10 protein-coding genes are annotated in these 16,968 nt (G+C 74.2%); all 10 read left to right on the top strand.

What is annotated here, in order from left to right; translation table 11 throughout:
* Positions 1 to 8: 8 nt before the first annotated feature.
* The 10 genes from ACMATS_RS34570 to ACMATS_RS34525 are packed head-to-tail and all read left to right on the top strand — an operon-like array spanning position 9 to position 16,950.
* Positions 9 to 731, top strand: a complete 723-nt coding sequence (locus ACMATS_RS34570) for a LysM peptidoglycan-binding domain-containing protein (RefSeq protein WP_390775444.1) — start codon at positions 9 to 11, stop codon at positions 729 to 731.
* Entirely contained in the window at positions 728 to 2,527 is a 1,800-nt protein-coding gene (locus tag ACMATS_RS34565) for a VgrG-related protein (protein WP_414170194.1), read from the top strand. The genes ACMATS_RS34570 and ACMATS_RS34565 overlap by 4 nt, the downstream gene beginning before the upstream one ends.
* A gap of 24 nt (positions 2,528 to 2,551) precedes the next feature.
* Complete coding sequence (locus tag ACMATS_RS34560) at positions 2,552 to 2,971, top strand: GPW/gp25 family protein (RefSeq protein WP_390775446.1); 420 nt, start codon at positions 2,552 to 2,554, stop codon at positions 2,969 to 2,971.
* Positions 2,964 to 5,081, top strand: coding sequence for a hypothetical protein (locus ACMATS_RS34555; RefSeq protein ID WP_414170193.1), 2,118 nt, complete (start codon positions 2,964 to 2,966; stop codon positions 5,079 to 5,081). Before ACMATS_RS34560 ends, ACMATS_RS34555 begins: the two co-directional genes overlap by 8 nt.
* A gap of 36 nt (positions 5,082 to 5,117) precedes the next feature.
* Positions 5,118 to 5,669 (top strand): phage tail protein, encoded by a 552-nt coding sequence (locus tag ACMATS_RS34550; protein ID WP_414170192.1) that lies wholly within the window; start codon positions 5,118 to 5,120, stop codon positions 5,667 to 5,669.
* On the top strand, positions 5,666 to 8,911 hold the full coding sequence (locus ACMATS_RS34545; protein WP_414170191.1) for a hypothetical protein: 3,246 nt from the start codon (positions 5,666 to 5,668) through the stop codon (positions 8,909 to 8,911). Before ACMATS_RS34550 ends, ACMATS_RS34545 begins: the two co-directional genes overlap by 4 nt.
* Positions 8,908 to 11,868, top strand: coding sequence for a beta-propeller fold lactonase family protein (locus ACMATS_RS34540; RefSeq protein WP_414170190.1), 2,961 nt, complete (start codon positions 8,908 to 8,910; stop codon positions 11,866 to 11,868). The genes ACMATS_RS34545 and ACMATS_RS34540 overlap by 4 nt, the downstream gene beginning before the upstream one ends.
* Positions 11,865 to 12,494 carry a DUF4255 domain-containing protein gene (locus ACMATS_RS34535; protein WP_414170189.1) on the top strand — a complete coding sequence of 210 codons (630 nt, stop codon included), beginning with the start codon at positions 11,865 to 11,867 and terminating at the stop codon, positions 12,492 to 12,494. The genes ACMATS_RS34540 and ACMATS_RS34535 overlap by 4 nt, the downstream gene beginning before the upstream one ends.
* On the top strand, positions 12,491 to 14,611 hold the full coding sequence (locus tag ACMATS_RS34530; RefSeq protein ID WP_414170188.1) for an AAA family ATPase: 2,121 nt from the start codon (positions 12,491 to 12,493) through the stop codon (positions 14,609 to 14,611). Before ACMATS_RS34535 ends, ACMATS_RS34530 begins: the two co-directional genes overlap by 4 nt.
* Positions 14,608 to 16,950 carry a hypothetical protein gene (locus tag ACMATS_RS34525; RefSeq protein ID WP_414170187.1) on the top strand — a complete coding sequence of 781 codons (2,343 nt, stop codon included), beginning with the start codon at positions 14,608 to 14,610 and terminating at the stop codon, positions 16,948 to 16,950. Before ACMATS_RS34530 ends, ACMATS_RS34525 begins: the two co-directional genes overlap by 4 nt.
* Positions 16,951 to 16,968 lie beyond the last annotated feature (18 nt).

Below are 16,968 nucleotides of genomic sequence, written 5' to 3'. Positions count from 1 at the left end.
AGGACCGCATGGCGTTCGAGTTCCCGGGCGGCGCACCGGTGCGTGCCGCCCTCGTGATCCACGACCCGCCGACCGGGGCGAGCAGCACACCGGGGCCCGAACGCGACCGGGTCCGGCTGCAGTTCAACCCGGAACGGATCCAGGTCGGCAAGCAGGCCCGCTGGGACCGCAGCCGGTCGCCGTCCAACGGGCAGGCGGCGCGGGCCCAGTTCGTGGGCGCGCAGCCGCGCACCATGACGCTGGAGGTCTTCCTCGACGCCCACGGCACCCGGGAGGGTGTCCAGGAGCGGGTCGAGAAGCTGCTCGGCTGTTGTGCCCCGACCGCGCGCAGCACCACGGCGAAGCCCGCCTCGGCGCCCTGGGTGCGGCTGGAGTGGGGGCATGCCCGCACGACCGCCTTCATGGCCCTGGTCACTCAGGTCGACGCGTCCTACACCCGGTTCGGTCATGACGGGACGCCCCTGCGTGCGGTGTGCACGGTCTCGCTGGAGGAGGCCGGCGGGTCGGTTCCCCGGCAGAACCCGACGTCGGGCGGGGACGGCCCGGTGGACACCCATCTCGTGGTGGCGGGCGACAGCCTGGCCGGGGTGGCCTGGCAGGCGTACGGCGATCCGGGGCGGTGGCGGGAGATCGCCCGGGCGAACGGCATCGACGACCCGGCCCGGCTCGCGCTGGGCACCGTGCTCGTCCTGCCGGTGCTCCAGGAGCAGGCCGCGGGAGGTGCAGGATGACGGAGCGGCTGTACGCGGCGGAGCCGGTCCTCGCCTTCGGGTCCCCCCTGCGGGAGGAGTGGGCCGACCAACTCGTCACGGCCTCCGTGGACACGGCGTTGGGTTGGCCGGCCCGCGCCTCCCTGCGGTTCCGGGATCCCACCCACCGGCTGGCGGCCGCCGCCGGGATCGCCGTGGGGGTCCCGCTGACCGTGTCGGTGGCCGCGGCGCGCCGCCGGACCCGGCTGGAGATCTTCGACGGCGAGGTCACCGCGCTGGAGACCGAGGTGGACGCGGACGGGAGCTTCACGACCGTACGGGCCATGGACCGGGGGCACCGGCTGATGCGCGGGCGGCGGGTGACCGCCTACGTCGACGCCACCGTGGCCGAGGTCGCCGGGCAGGCCGCGGGCCGCCACGGCCTGAAGGCCGGCCGGATCGACGCGGAGCGCACCCGCTTCCCGCACCTGGCCCAGCCCAACCTGACGGACTGGGAGTTGCTGAACCACCTTGCCGACCAGCGCGGGCTGCGTCTGTCGGTCGAGGGCGGCACCGTTCACATGAGGCGCCCGGCGGCGGCGGAGAAGGCGCCCGCGCCCGGTACGGGGGCGGACCGCAGCCCGTTCGTCCTGGAGTACGGGGAGAACCTGCTGGCGCTGCGCGCCTCGGTGTCGTCCGAGGGCCAGGTCGCCGGGGTGGAGGTGCGCGGCTGGGACCCGGCGGGCAAGGCCCCGTTGTCGGCGCGGGCCAAGGCGGGTGAGAGTGCGCGGCTGCGGCTGGGCGTGACGCCCGCGCAGCTCGGCACGGCGTTCCCCGGCCCGGCGCCGGACCTGCTCGTCGGCGGCCGGGGCTGTGACACCGCCCCGCAGGCCGACGCGGTGGCCGACGCGTTGGCGGAGGAGGCGGCTGCCGCGATGGCGGCGCTTTCGGCCGAGGCCGTGGGCACTCCCGAGCTCGCGGCGGGGCTGCCGGTGACCCTGGCCGGCGTGGGCGAGCCCTTCGCCGGCAAGTACACGGTCACCGCCTGCCGTCATGTCTTCGACGGCGACCACGGCTTCCGGACCCGGGTGCAGGTGGGCCCGCTGCCCCCGCCCGTCGTGCCGTATCCGCCGCCGCTGTGCGCGCTGGGCGTCGCGGTAGGCACGGTCACCGACATCAAGGAACCGGGCCAGGGCGAGCGCGGTGCCGTACGGCTGCGCCTGCCGTGGCTGTCGCAGGACTACGTGACCGACTGGGTCCGGACCGTGCAGTGGGGAGGCACCGGCGGTGGCGGGGTGTTCGCCCCTGAAGCCGGGGACGAGGTGCTCGTCGGCTTCGAGCACGGGCGCCTGGACCGGCCGTACGTCCTGGGCGGCCTCTACAACGGCATCGACGCCCCCACGGACCACGGACTGCCACTGGTCGACTCCGGCACCGGCCGCCTCAACCGGCGCTCGCTGGCGTCGCGTTCGGGGGACCGGCTGGAGCTGCTCAGCGCCGCCGACGGCCCCCAGGGCGTCCGGCTCCGGACGGGCGACGGGAAGCTCACCGCCCACCTCGACCGCAAGGACAGCACCCTCGTCCTCACCGCGGGCGAGGGCAGGACGACGCTGCGGGTCACGCTGGACGCCCGCGGCGACGGCACCCTCACGGTCGACGCGGGCCCGGGCGGCAGCCTGGTCCTCACGGCGGGCACGGTCTCCGTCACGGCCGACGACGGCAGCGGTGGCGGCGACCTCACGCTCAAGGGCGCCACCGTCACCGTCCAAAGCACCGGGGAACTCAAGCTCGAAGGAGCACACACCACCATCACCGGCAACACCGTCGACATCAACTGACCCCGTACGGGCGGGAGGACGAGCGTGGACATCATCGGAGCGGGGTGGGCGTTCCCCGCCGTCATCACCGGCACCGGGCGCGTCGGCCTGGCGAGCGGCAGCCAGGACGTGGAACAGGCCCTGCGCATCATCCTGTCCACCGCACCCGGCGAGCGGCCGATGCGGCCGGAGTTCGGCTGCGGCATCCACCACCTGGTCTTCGACCCGCTCGACGCGACGACCGTCGCCCGCGCCGACACGGAGGTGCGCCGGGCGCTCGACCGCTGGGAACCACGGATCGAGGTGGACGACCTGCTGTTCAGCACGGATGCAACGGACGCTGCGGACACAGCGGACACGGGCGTGCTCTACATCGACATCCGCTACCGGCTGCGCGCCACCAACGAACCCCGCAACCTCGTCTTCCCCTTCTACACCCTGCCCGGAGACTCCCCCCGTGAGTGACCTCCCCGTACCCGACCTGGACGACCTGCGGTTCCAGCCCCTGGTGGACGCCGCCAAACGCGCCCTGCCGCAGCGCGTCCCCGAGTGGACCGACCACAACGTCTCCGACCCCGGCATCACCCTCATCGAGGCCTGCGCCGAGCGGACCGACCAACTGCTCTACCGCATCGACCGCATGACCGCCCGGCAGCGCTCCGCCCTGCTGCGCCTCATGGGCATCACGCCCCTTCCCGCATCGCCCGCCCGGATCGTGGTCGCCTTCACCCGGACCGACGGTTCCACCGGGCGGCGCGAGATCCCGGCGCACACCGAGGTGCGGACCGAGGGCGAGGCACCGGTCGTGCTGGCGACCACCGAGGCACTCGTGCTCGCGGAAGGGCAGTCGAGCGGGACGGTGGAGGCCGTGGAGCGGCCCGTCGCCGTCGCCGAGGTGCTGGGCGTCGCCGACGGTCTTCCCGCCGGCCGCTTCCCCACCGCACACCGCCCCTGGGGGCCCAACACCCCCGTCGCGGAACCGCCGTTCGGCCCGCCGCTCGTCCTCCGGGTCGGGGACACCGTGTGGCCGGCGGTGCACACCTTCGCCGAGGCGGGACCCGACAGCCTCGTGTACTGGTGGGACGACGCCTCGTGCGAGGCGGTCTTCGGGCCGCTCGTCCCCGTCGACGGCGGGCCCGGGCAGCAGCACGGGAAGGTGCCGCCGAAGGGTGCGCGGATCAGTGCACAGTACGCCGTCCATCGCGGGCGCCAGGGCGCCGTCCAGGCCGGCACGCCCTTGACGGTGGCCGCACAGACCGGGCTGGACGCCGCCGTGGACCGCGTCGTCACGCCGCCCGAGGACGCGGAGGACTGGCAGCAGGCGCTCGACCGCGCGGGCCTGGACCTGGCGCCGCTGCGCCGCGCGGTCACCGCCGCCGACCACGAGCAGCTGATCGGGGAACACGTGCCGGGACTGGCCCGTGTCCGCGTCACCGCGCTCACCCGTCCCACCGACTCACGCGTACCGTCCGCCCTGCAGGCACCGCCCCGGCCGCCCGGCATCCTCGCCTGCCTCGTCGCCGCCCGGGCTCCGCAACGCGCCGTGCACTACTACGACAACGGCGGGATCATCACCGCGCTCTCCCTGCCCCTGCACCACCCGGACGGGAACGTTGACGGCAGTGACGACGTACCGCAACCCGTGCAGGCCGCGGGGCGCCTCGACGCCGTGGTCCGCACCGGCGAGGACGAACCCCGGCTGTGGTTCTACAGGGGGAAGTGTCTGTGGGACGACGGGGCCGAACGCACGATTGCGGAGGAATTCCCCTCCCTGCCCCCGGAGTTCACGTCGGACCTCGACGCGGTCGCCCTGCTCGCCGACCCCCGCACCGACGACGCGTACGAACTGTTCTTCTTCAAGGGCGAGACCTTCTACCACCGCGCCTGCACCTACATCGACGCCGACCGGGCGTTCGTCCCGCGGGAAGGCAGTCGCGGCGTGACCTCCCTCGTCTCGGAGGCGTTTCCCGGTCTCTCCCCCCAGTGCCAGCAATCCCCGGACGCCGTCGCCGCGTTCGGCGGCGTGTTCTTCTTCCTGAAGGGCGCCCGGACCGAACCCGCGCTGTGGCGCCGCGAGGACGACCCGCTCCACGTCCTCCTGGTCCCCCGCTGCACCGGGGACCCCGGAGAGCGGCCGCCCGACGGTGCCTTCGCCATTCCTCACGACACGCTGACCGCGGTGAAGAGTGTCGTCACCGCCTCCCGCCTGCTCGGTGAACGCCTGCTCGTCGGCAAGCCCCGCTACCACCCGTTCCGCATCGCAGCGACCGTGCGTCCCTGGAGCAGCACGACAGCGGACGTCGACCGGGCGAAGGGGGCGGCCGAACGGGCCTTGCGGCGCTTCTTCCACCCCACGGCCGGCGGGCCGGACGGGCGGGGGTGGCCGTGGGGCAGGCGGGTGCATACCGGCGACGTCTTCACCGTGCTGGAGACGGTCCGCGAGCACCGGGGCACGACCGCCGTGGCCCTGTACGAGGGGGTGGGCGGCGGGGCCGTGCCGTCCGTCGAGGTCTCGGACGGCGGTCTGGTCCTCCTGGGCGACGTGGACATCGAGGTGGACACCACCGACAGCTGACACCGGCCGTATCCGTACCGCACGAGAGGACCGCGCATGCCGCCCTTCCCCGCACGCCCGCTCCCCCTGCCCGCCGTCTACGGCCGCGACATGGTGGCGCAGGCTTTCGCGGCCGCGATCGGCGAGACCCTGGCGCCCGTCGAGGAGCGCGTCGACGGCCTCGATGCGGTGCTCGACCCCTGGCGCGCGCCACCCGCCTTCCTGGACTGGCTGATCGCGATCACCGACGCCCGGGTCGAACCGGGCTGGGACGAGATCCGACGGCGCAAGGCGATCGACCTCGCGCCCCGGCTGGCCGCATACCGCGGAACGCCGTACGGACTGCGATTGGAAGCCCGGGAGATCCTCGGCTGGACGGACGACATGCTCGTCATCGACGACCCGGGCCTCGTCTTCACCGACGACGACCTCCCGCCCGGCGCCGGGCGCATGCTCACCGTCACCCTGACCGCTCCCCCCGACACGGACCAGCGGGCGCTGGAGAGCCGCCTGACGCGGCTGGTGGCGGCGCACTGCCCGGCCCACCTGCCGTTCAAGGTCGTCGTCACCCTCGCCCAGGCTTCCGACGGAAGGTCACCGCAGGGATGAGTCCGCAGACACCCGAGTACGACGGGCGCACCCGCGACGAGGTGGTCGCCACCGCCGTCGCCGCCGTGCACCGGCAGGTGCGGACCTGGACCGGCCGGGACCTGACGGACCCCGGGCGGGGCCTGATCGAGACGTGCGCCGACATGGTCACGGCCCTGCGCGACCGGCTCAACCAGGCCCCCGATCAACGCCGGTTGCAGGTGCTGCGCCTCCTGGGCGTCCGGCCGTACCGGCCCGCGCCCGCGCAGACCCAGGCCGTCTTCCGGCTCTCGGCGCCCTCGCCCGAACCGGTGGTCGTGCCCGTCGGCCAGGAGGTGGCCACACGGCCCCCGGGGGACGAAGAGCCGGTCGTCTTCAGCACGTTGACGGATGCGGTGCTCAACCCGTGCGTCCAGTTCGCGGCCGGCGACTTCGCGGAGGCGCGGGTGACGGACGGCACCCTGGAGGGGAGGCTGACCGACTTCGCGTCCGGGGAGGTCGTGGAACCGGGTACGTCCGCCGCGGGCGGGCCGGCCTTCCGGCTCGACCTGCCGTATCTCGGCGACTTCCCCGTCAGCGAGGACGTGCCGGCGGACCCGGGGACGGCGGACCCGTACGCCCTGCTCGTCCTCTCGGTACCGGTGCCCGGCACCCGCGTGACGCTGGACGTCCTGCTGGGACCGGCACTGCAGACGGGCACCGGAATCGAGCGGGGCCACTGGGAGGCCTGGCAGGGGACGCACTGGAGCAGTTGCCGGGTCGTCAGCGACACCGTGACCGCCCCGGGCAGTCCGGGCAAGGTCACGCTCGACGTGCCGCCGGCGCACGCGCCGGCCCAACTGCTGCTCCAACGCCCGGACGGCCAGGGCGGCTTCTTCGTCCAGCGGCTGCGGGACGTCGGACTGATCCGCTACCGGACGGATGCCGGCCAGAACCGTGTGGGGCAGGCCGTGCTCCAGCCGGTCCTCGCCGTCCCCGTCCCGGTCGTCCAGGCGCGGCTGGTGCGCGACGAGACGCTGGGGACGGCGACCGGCGCCCCCGGCGAACGTCTCCGCTTCGCCCATCCGCCGATGCCCCGCAGCACGGACCCGCTCGTCGTGGACGCCGTCCTCGACGGCCGCACGGCCCAGTGGACGTACGTCGCCTCCCTCGCCGGGTCGGGTCCCGACGACCGGCACTTCACCCTGGACCCCCGCACCGGGGAGGCCGTCTTCGCCCCCGCCGTCGCCGGCGCCCTCGGGCTGCGCCGGCACGGGGCGCCGCTGCCGGCGGGCGCGGTCGTCCGCATCCGCCGCTACCTGACCGGCGGCGGCGCCCGCGGCAACGTGCCCGCCCGTACCCTCACCGTGCTCCGCACCCCGCTGCCGTACGTCTCCGCGGTGACCAACCCGGCTCCCGCCGTGGGCGGTACGGAGGGCGAGAGCGCCCTCGCCTGTGCGGAGCGCCGGCCGCTGGGGGCGCCGGTGCCCGAACGGGCCGTCGTCCCGGCCGACTACGAGCAGCTCGCGCTGGCCGCGTCGGCGGGCATGGCCCGCATCCACCACGTCCGCGACGTGCCGCACCAAGCGCTCGACCCGGCCCGCAACTACCTGCCCTGGGGTCCGGCGAAGACCGATGTGGGCTTCACGCTGGCCGCGGACGTGCCGAAGGCCGCCGAGGGGACCGAGGTCACGACGGAGGACGGGAAGACCGTCTTCACCACCACGCGGGACGCCGAACGCCTGCCGCCCGACGCCGCCGGTGCGGCACCGCTCCGGCTCACCGACGGCGTCACGTCGGCCGTCGGCATGTTCACCGCGGGCGACTACGCGGCGGGCGGCACATTTTCCGGACCGTTCAAGGAAGGCGGCAGGCTGGTCCTCGCCCTGGTGGAGATCAAGAGCACCCACGATCCGCGCCACGTGATGCTCTGGGTGACGGCCGGCGGCCAACGGACGGCGCAGGACCGCCTCGTGGTCTCGGTGTTCGCGCCGCGGAAGGGGACGCCGTGGTGGGACACCTCCGCCCCGCTCGCGTACGCCTCGGCGCCCGCGCAGACGATCACGGTGAAGGGCGGCGCGAGCGTCTCCGCCCACCCCGTTCCTCTCGCCTCGTCGGCGCGCTGGCAGGCCGCCGTCGAGGACGGCGCGTTCGCCACGACGGCCCAGGACGCCGTCGCCCGGCTGGGGACGGGGTTCCCGGCGGGGCCCGCCGCGTGCTGGATCGCCGTCCAGATCCTCGACCCCGAGGGCACGGACGGCACGACGTACACGGTCTACGCCGACTCCGGCAGCACCGAGGCCGTCCCCGCCCTCCAGTACGAGCAACACGACCGGGGAAAGGGGCCGTTCACGTCCACGGGAGAGCCGGGCCAGGTCTTCCCCCTGCTCCACGCCCCGGTGTACGGATCACTGCCCACGGTCCACGTCGGCCCGGACGCCTGGGAAACCGTCACCTCCTTCGAGCAGTCCGGCGAGCACGCCCCGCACGTGGTCATCAACGCCAGCACCGGCCAGGTCCACTTCGGCCCCAAGGTGACGGGCGGCCCCTCGGGCACCCGGCAGTACGGCGAGATCCCGCCCAAGGACGCGGCCATCACGGCGCAGGGCACGTACCGGACCACCTTCGGCGCCGCGGCGAACGACATCGCCCCGGGCGGGATCTGCCGGATGAAGACACCGGACCCGCGCATCGTCGGTGTGCGCAACACCTCCCCGTCGCACGACGGCAAGAACGGCTACACCGACACCAGCGGCGGCAGCACCCGGGCCGGGGTGACGCTGATGGTGGTGCCGTTCGTCACCACGGACGAACGGGGCTGGTTCCCCTACCACATGCTCACGCCCACCGCGGACGCCTGCGACACGCTGCGCCGCGCTCTGCGGGCCTGCCAGCCCGAGGGCGTCCCGGTGTGGCTGGTGAAGCCCGTCTACCACGGCATCCGCTTCGACGCCCGCATCGTGCCCGCGGACTACCGCACCGCCGACGAACGCGCCGAGCTGCGCGCCGCCGCGGAACGCGCCCTCTACCGGTACTTCAGCCCTGTCGGCGGCGGGCCCGACGGCACCGGCTGGCCGCTGGGGCGTCCGGTGTACGCGGGCGAGGCGTTCCGCGTCCTGGAAGGCGTGCCCGGGGTGGGCCGGGTCGCCACGGCCGAGATGGTCCCGGTCGATCCGGAGACCGGCGCGGCTCCCCCGGATCCCGTCCCCCGGATCGACTGCGGGCCGGGCGAGACCGTCTACTCCGTCGAACACCGCATCACCGTTGCGGAGGTGCCCTCGTGAACGAGCCCGACAACGACCACGGCAGCGCGGCGGCCCGGCTGGTGGCCGCGGCCTGGGGGGCGGACGACCTCGTCGTGGCCGACCTCACCGCGCCGGAGCAGCCCGAGGCCCACGTCACACCGGTGGAGGGCAACCCCCGTGCTGTCGCCGTCAGTTCGGACGGTACCCGGGCGTACACCGCGGACCACGACGCCGGGACGCTGTCGGTCGTGGACCTGAGCACATCCGTCGCCACCGTGCTGCGGTCCGTTCCGGCCGGGAAGAACCCGTGCGCCGTGGTGGCCGGACTGGCCGGCGACCGGGTCTGTGTGGCCGACTGGGCGGGCAACCAGGTGGCGGTCCTCGACAAGGAGGGGATCTCGCCGGCCCTCTTCGTCCCCGTCGGTGCCGGACCCTGCGCGCTGGCGGCGGCCCCGGGCGGGCAGGCGCGGTATGTCTGTGTCGTCAACGAGACGGACGCCACGGTGTCGGTGGGCGACATGAATGCGGCGGGCTCGCCATCGGTGACGGCGACGGTCCGGGTGCCCGGGGCCACCCGGGCCATCGCGGTGGCGGGGGGAGGACGGTTCGCCTACGTCGCGAGCCGGGGCGAGGACACAGGCGACGGGCGGGTGACGGTGCTGGACCTCGACGCGGAAGGCGCGTTGGTGGGCGAGCCGGTGTCCGTGGGGGCCGAGCCGCGTGCCCTGGCGCTCAGTGCCGACGGGCGCCTCCTCTGTGTGGCCGCGTACGGCTCGGCGTCGGTGTCCGTCGCCTCCGTGGACCCGGTCACCGGGCGGATCGGGGCACCGACGCCCGTTCCCGTGGAACCGCACCCGGTCGCCGTGGCCTTCACCCCGGACGGCAGCCGGATCCTCGCCGTGAGCCAGACCTCGGGCCGCCTCACCGCCATCCGCACGGACACCCTCGCCCCCACGACCCTCGACGAGCCGGTGGGGGCGGTCCCTTCAGACGTGACGCTCGGCCCGGACGGCCGTCTCGCGTACGTCGTCGACCAGGCCGCCGGCACGCTCGTCACCGTGCGCACGGCCCCTCATCGGACAGGGGAGGTCGGCACCGGCACGGGGTCGCGGCCGGTCAACGTCGCCGTGTCGTCGGACGGTTCGTGGGCCTATGCCGCCGACGAGGCCTCGGACAAGGTGGCGGTGCTCGATCTTGGCCGTCTCACGCCGGGCACGCCCGTCTCCCTCGACGACGGACACAAGCCGTGGGACGTCGCCATCGCGCGCGACAGCACCTTCGCGTGCGCGACCAGTCCGAACACGGCCACTCTCCTCTTCCTCACCGTCGGCGGCACGGTGACGGTGACCGACGCCGTCGCGCTGGCGCCGGGCGCCGATCCGCGCGGCGTCGCCATCACCCCGGACGGCGGCTACGCGGTGACCGCGGACTCCGGCACGGCGACGGTCTCCCTCGTCGACCCCAAGGGCGGCAGGTACACGATCGAGGCGGACGTCGTGGGCTGCCAACAGCCCACCGGAGCCGCGATGTCCAAGGACGGCACGACCCTCTACGTGGCCGACTTCGCCCGCACCCAGCCGGGGCAGCGAGGCGGCCAGATCGCCGTGCTGACCCGCACCGGGTCGGGCGCCTGGGAGCGGCAAGCAGTCGTCGACGCGGCTACCGGCAACCTCTCGGGCCCCCACGAACTGGGCGTCTCGGCCGACGGGTTGCGCCTCTGCGTCGCCAACTACCAGAACAGGAACGTCTCCGTCCTCCAACGCGCCAGGACGAGCGACGCCTGGGGCTTCCACATGACGGTGACCAAGTCGCCGCAGATGCAGTATCCCTACGGGCTCGCCCTGACGCCCGACGGCAACACCCTCTACGTCTCCAATGCCGCTGAAAACAACGCCACGGTGGAGGTCTTCGACATCTCGGGGACCCAGGCGACGCACCAGCGGACGATCAAGGTCGAGAGCGGCAACCAGACCCCTCCCGGGCTCGCGCTCTCCCCGGACGGCCAGTACCTGTACGCGGCGGTGTCGAAGGCCTGGATCGGCGACGACGCACCGCTGGGCACGGTGTACGGGATCCAGCTGTCCGGGGGCGGTGACGCCATGACGGTCGTCGCGACCGCCCCTGCCGCGTACACCGACCGGCCCAACGGGCTCGCCTGCCGGGACGATCAGACCCTGTACGTGGTCAACCAGGGACGCAAAGCCGATCCCGCGTGCCTCGCCGTGATCACCCTCGACGCATCACGCCTTGCGGTGCAGAAGACCAAACAACAGGCCCTCGACAAGGACGACGTGCCGTACTCGATCGCCGTTGCCGAGGACGGCACATGCTGCGTCGCCAACTCCGGAAGAGGAACGGTCACCGTCTTCACCTCCAAGGTGACCCCCGTCAAGGTGGGCGAACCGGCCACTTCCCGGCCCTGGGACGTCGACGTCACCGACGACGGCGTCTACGCCTGTGTTTCCGATCGCGAAGCCTCAACCGTCCACCGCGTACGCCTCGCCGACCACACGGTGATCCCTGTCCCCGTGGGCAGGGACCCCATGGGCGTGGCCTGCGCCCCGGGCGGCGCTCGCGCCTATGCGGCGAACCACGGCGACGACAGCATCGCCGTGATCAATCTGAACGGAACGGGGGGCAGGCCCGAACTGATCGCCACATGGCGGCACGCCCTCATCGTCAAACCCGAGTCCGTGTCGGTCTCGGCCGACGGCACCTGGCTCTTCGTGACCATCGAGAACAGCGGAGCCGTCCTGATGCTCGACACCACGACCGGAACCCCCCGCTTCACCGTCCCGGCCGGCCAGGCGCTCGCCGCAAGCGCACCGGATCCACGCCCCGCAACGCCCCTGGTGTACCTCGCCGACGCGACGGGCGCCGTCGTGGCCGTCGTGAACACCACGGCGCTCGGCCGCGTCGGCGCCACCCCGGCAGCGGTCGATGTGCGGCAGGCCGTCGTCGTCCCGGCCGCCGCCCGGACGGAGGTGGCCCGATGATCCGACTGGTCGACGACGCACTGGAGTCCCGCGTACGGCAGGTCATGACCGGCCTGCCGCCCCAATTCACGGTCACCTTCCAGCCCCCGGGCCGCGACGCCGGGCTCGGCGAGACCACCGGCTCCGAGGCGGTCGGCCTCTACCTCTACGACATCCGCGAGGACCTGGACCGGCGCCAGACCGGCACCGTCTACCAGTACGCGGGACCCCCCGCCGGCGGCCCCGAACCGCCCTTGCGGAAGCGGGCCCAGTTCGACCCGCCCCGCTACGCCCGGCTCTCCTACCTCGTCGCGGCCTGGGCACCGGACGCCCGCAAAGCACACGACATGCTGGGCGACCTCCTCATCGGCTTCGCCCGCAGCCCGCAGCTCCCTGTACGACTTCCCCCGGAGCTGCAGGAGATGGACCTCTCGGCGCTGCTGGACGTGGGACACCCCCCGAGCGAGGACCGCGCCCTGACCGAGCTGTGGAGTGCGGTCGGGCACACTCTCGTGCCCACCCTCAACGTGACGGTGACGATCCCCCTGTTGTCGTTCGTCCCGCAGTCGTACACCCACTGGGTGACCGAGGACCCGGTCGTCAACGAGCACATCGTCGACGAGCCGGTGGAGGAGGACCAGCAGTGACCGCTCCGGCCACGGGGACCACCCGGGCGTCCGCGCCCACGGCCGCGGACTGGCTCCTGGCCCGGCTGGCCGTCGTCGAGGTCAGGGTGCGCCGGGCCATCGCCCTGCGCACCGGCGAGGACCCCGAGGACCCGCCGGATCTCCGGGAGTTCGCCTGCGACCCGTTCCAGGGGCTGTACGTCTCCGACGAGATGGCCCCGCACCTCCTGGACGCGCCGGCCGGCCCGTTGCCGCCCGCCGCCTCCGAGGACGCCCTGGCCGCAGTCGTCCGCGCCCGCGAGGACACGGCCACGGCCGCGGGGGCCGTACCGCCCCTGCGGCGCCTCGCCGAGGAGTTCGGCCTGGACGAACGCGCCGTGGAGGTCCTGCTGATCGCGCTCGCGCCCGACGTCGACGCCCGGTTCGAGCGCTGCTACGGCTACCTCAACGACGACGTCACCTGCCGCCACGCCACCATCGGGCTCGCCCTCGGCCTCTGCGGCGTCCCGGTCGCCTCCGCGACCGCCCGCCGTCTGTTCTCGGCCGACGCGCCCTTGCGGTCCGGCGGCCTCCTGGAACTCCTCGACACCGCGCGCCCGTATCCGACGCGGGGACTGCGCGTCCCCGACCGGGTCACCGCGCACCTGCTGGGCGACGACGGTCCTCCGGACCCGGCCGCCGTGCCGCCGCTGGGCGACGGCACGTTGGCCCGGACCGTGGACCGGCTCGTCCGGCTGCTCGCGCACCCCTGGCCCGTCCACCTGCGCGACAGCGGTGACAGCACCGCCGACACCGCGGCCCGGGCGGCACTGGATGCAGCGGGACGGCCCGCCCTCCATCTGGACCTCGCCGCGCTCGACCACGAACCGCACCCGGCCGGGTCCGTGCGGGCAGCGCTGCTCGAAGCCCGGCTGCGCGGCTGCGGGTTGATCGCCGGTCCCGTCGGCTCCTCCGACACCCGGCGCGTACGCGACCTCCTCGCCCCGCTCGCCGATGCGCCGGTCCCCCTCGTCCTCACCGGAAGCAGGCCGTGGGACGCCCGCTGGACGGACACGCCCCCGGTCCTGGCCGAGTGCCCTCCCCTCACCCAGGCCGAGCGCACCGCGCTATGGCGGCACGAACTACGCACCCGAGCAGCCCCGTTGCCGGCAGCCGACGAGGCCGCGGCCGCCGGTGCCCGGTACCGGGCCGGACCGGCCCGCATCCGCGCCATGGCCGCGGCCGCCCGCCGGCAGGCGGCCGCCCAGGGCGTGGACGTGGACGCGGACGTCGTCCGCGCGGTGGCCCGCTGCTGGCACGGCAGCGCCCTCGAACGCCTCGCCCGGCCCGTACGTCCCTCCGTCACCTGGGACGATCTGGTGCTGCCCGAGCGGACGCACGAGCAACTGCGCGACCTCGTCCGGCGCGTGCGCCACCGCGACCGGGTCCTCGGCGAGTGGCGGATGCGGCCGGGCGGGGGGCGCGGACACGGCGTGAGCGCGCTGTTCAGCGGTGGCTCCGGGACCGGCAAGACCCTGGCGGCCGAGGTGGTGGCCGCGGGCCTCGGTCTCGACCTGTACGTCGTCGACCTGGCCACGGTCGTCGACAAGTACATCGGGGAGACCGAGAAGCACCTGGAGCAGATCTTCGCCGCGGCCGACGCGGACGAGGCGGTCCTCCTCTTCGACGAGGCCGACGCCGTGTTCGGCAGGCGCACCGCCACCCAGGACGCCCACGACCGCTACGCCAACACCGGAACCTCCTACCTGCTGCAACGTCTGGAGTCCTTCGCCGGCCTGGCCGTGCTGACCACCAACATGCACGCCAACATCGATCCGGCGTTCCTGCGCCGCCTCGACCTCGTCGTCCACTTCCCTGCGCCGGACGAGACCCGGCGCCAGGCCCTGTGGGACCGCTGCCTGGGACCCGCCGTGCCCCGGGCCGCGGACGTCGACCGGGCCGGACTGGCCTTCCTCGCCTCGGCCTTCGACCTGACCGGCGGCGCCATCCGCTGCTGCGCCGTCACCGCCGCCTACCGCGCCGCCGACGACGGCCGCCCGCTGGCCATGGCGGATCTGCTGGCGGCCGTCCGCGAGGAGTACGCCAAACTCGGCCGCTACGTGGACGAGTCCGCCTTCCCTCCGGAGGTACGGCCATGAGCCCCGGCCCCCTGCCCGCGCCGACCACTACCGGCCCGGAACCGGCCGCCCCGGAGCCCGCACCGCCCGTCCCGGAGCCGGCGGCGGACACGGCCACGACGCTGACCGAGCGGCTGCGCGGCCTGCAGCAGGAGGCCGGCAACGCCGCGACCGCGGCCCTCGCCGGACCGGCCCGGCAGGGCGCCGCCGTGCCGCCGTTCGGCCACCGCCGCCTCCTGGCCTCGCCGGGCTGGCACCAGGCGGCCGAGCTGTACGAGCAGCGGCTCGGTGCGGCCCTGGCCGCCGCGCCCGAGGTCCGCCGTGCCGCCCGGACCGCCGTGCTGCGGCTGTACGAGGTCCTGAGCCGGGGCTTCACGCCGGAAGCGGCCGCGGGCGCGTTCGTCCAGGACGACCCGCACAGTGCCGGCCAGGTGGGCACCGCAGGCGATCCCGGGGCGCGGCTCCTGCAGTGGACCGCGCCGGACTCGTCCGCCGGCGTCCGCGAGCTGGTCACCGCCTTCTACAACGCCGCGTACTACAAGTACGGCCCCCAGCCCCGGCCGCACCCCGACGAGCGTGCGGTGTCGCTCAAGACCCTCCTGCACCGCATCGTCCTCGACGGGGACCTGGGCCTGGCCCGCGAACTCGGTCTGGACACCGAGGGCTTGACCGCCCAGCACGCCTATCTGACCGGACACGCCCGTGCCGTCCTCGCCCGCCTCCCGCACGACGTGCGGCGGCTGTTCGACGAGGACGTCTTCGCCCTGGGGAACCTGACGATCCAGCAGGGCGCGGGCACCGCTCTTTCGATGGGGCGCAGCCAGCGCGGCCGTTCGGAGCGCCCGGACCAGGACACCGCACCCGGCAAGCGGACCCTGCGCGACTACCGGGACCTGGGCGTGCCGTTGAGCGAGGCCGAGACCGCTCACGCCCGGCGCAGCACCACGCCTCTGTCCGTGGAGGGCGTCACCGACGACCTCGCCCCGGCCCGGCACGAGGTCACCGCCGAGGACGTGTGGATGGCGATGACCGAACCGGGTGAGGAGGGACCGGAGTTCCCCCTGCCGTGGGCCCCGGGCCAGGCCGTCTTCGCCATGAGCGCCAAGGACGACTGGTACCGCAAGCACCACGGGCGCGGCGCGCCCCTGGTGGCGGGCATCTCGGGCACGACCACGCGCATGCTCGGCGCGTTCCGCTGGCTGCGGGTCGTGCCGGGCTCCGGCGGCTCGGAGCTGTCGGAACGGGAGTTCCTCCTCGCCGTCGCCGCGTGGATGCTCACCGGCCGCGACCACTCGCTGTACGAGATCCTGCGCGGCGCCAAGGCCGCCGGCCTGCCCGGTCTGGCGGGCCTCACGGCCTCCTCCAAGGACGTGCCGCGGATGTACCGGGACTTCGACGCGTTCGCCCGGGACGTCCTGCCGTCGGCGGCCCTGCCCGAGCTGCCGTACGCCGCGCTGTACGAGGAGAAGGCCCGCGCCGCGCCCGCGCACGGGGGCCTGGTGACCATGGACGACCGGACGGTGGTCACGGCGCGCCGCACCCGCCGGGCCCTGCTCCGGCCGCAGCCACGCGCCGACCTGACCGACTGGCTGGCGGGACAGGGCCTTTCGGGCCCGGAGGCGGACACGGAGCGCGCCCGGCTGGGGGCCGAGTTGCGGCTTCCGTACCTGCTCGCGCTGGCGGAGTACACCGGCGGCAACCACCAGCTCGTCAACCGCGTCCTGTCCATGCCGTCGGCCCTGGCGACGACGGGCGTGCACCGGCTCGTCGACGAGATGATCTCGCTGTTCACCGAGGGGCAGACGGTCGAAGTGCCGTACGCCACCTGGCGCGACGCGGAGCTGCAGCGCCTGATCGACGCCTACCGGGCGCCGGGGCTCGACGACGCGGAGCGCAGGGAGCGTCTGGAGCCCGTCCGCAGGCGCATGCATGCGCTTGCGGAGACCCTGCGGGCGGAGGCCAAGACCCATGCCGACATGCTCACGGAGTCCCTGGGCAAACTGCCGCCGGTACGGGGCGTGGTGTACCGGGCGGGCTGGGAGCTGCTGCCCCGGAAGCGGTTCACGTTCGACGAGTTCACCAGCACCAGCCGCGAGCAGAAGGAGGCGGAGAAGTTCCTGCCGCTCCAGCATCCGACCGCCCGGGGCCGCCGGGTGCTGTACTGCCTGGAACTGACCGGCCACAGCGGCCGGGACATCGCCTTTTTCTCCCGGGAGCCGGACGAGAGGGAGGTGCTGCTGCTGCCGAAGGCGGCCTTCACGGTCAACATGCGCAGCCGCGGCCTGGACACGGAGGTCGGCGGCCGGCACCTGCAGTACGACTTCGTGTGGGCGACGGAGGTCGTGGGCGCCGCTGGCTGACTGCGGCGCCCACGGCCT

Source organism: Streptoverticillium reticulum, assembly GCF_047456005.1.
Taxonomy (GTDB): domain Bacteria; phylum Actinomycetota; class Actinomycetes; order Streptomycetales; family Streptomycetaceae; genus Streptomyces; species Streptomyces reticulum.
This window is presented reverse-complemented; position numbering and strand designations above follow the sequence as displayed.

Coding starts and splice junctions, on each gene's coding strand:
- ACMATS_RS34545 (WP_414170191.1), top strand. CDS start 5,666: ATGAGTCCGCAGACACCCGAGTACGACGGGCGCACCCGCGACGAGGTG.
- ACMATS_RS34570 (WP_390775444.1), top strand. CDS start 9: ATGGCGTTCGAGTTCCCGGGCGGCGCACCGGTGCGTGCCGCCCTCGTG.
- ACMATS_RS34535 (WP_414170189.1), top strand. CDS start 11,865: ATGATCCGACTGGTCGACGACGCACTGGAGTCCCGCGTACGGCAGGTC.
- ACMATS_RS34550 (WP_414170192.1), top strand. CDS start 5,118: ATGCCGCCCTTCCCCGCACGCCCGCTCCCCCTGCCCGCCGTCTACGGC.
- ACMATS_RS34525 (WP_414170187.1), top strand. CDS start 14,608: ATGAGCCCCGGCCCCCTGCCCGCGCCGACCACTACCGGCCCGGAACCG.
- ACMATS_RS34565 (WP_414170194.1), top strand. CDS start 728: ATGACGGAGCGGCTGTACGCGGCGGAGCCGGTCCTCGCCTTCGGGTCC.